1 pseudogene is annotated in these 233 nt (G+C 73.0%); it reads left to right on the forward strand.

From position 1 onward, the window contains the following. Window positions 1-233: pseudogene (locus tag J0695_RS40225) on the forward strand (glycosyl hydrolase); the annotation flags it as partial.

Here is a 233-nt window from a genome sequence, read left to right on the forward strand (position 1 = left end):
CCCCTGGCAGGACCCTGCTCTGCCCGCCCCCGTCCGCGCCGCCGACCTCCTCTCCCGGATGACCCCGCAGGAGAAGACCGCCCAGCTCTACAGCGTCTGGCCGGGATCGACCGCCGACGGCGAGGACGTGGCCCCGCTCCAGCACGAGGTGTCCGAGGAGGTCGACCTCGATGCGCTTCTCCCGTACGGGCTCGGCCAGTTGACCCGGCCCTTCGGTACGGCCCCGGTCGAAC

The sequence above is a fragment of the Streptomyces beijiangensis genome, from assembly GCF_017315755.1.
GTDB lineage: Bacteria > Actinomycetota > Actinomycetes > Streptomycetales > Streptomycetaceae > Streptomyces > Streptomyces beijiangensis.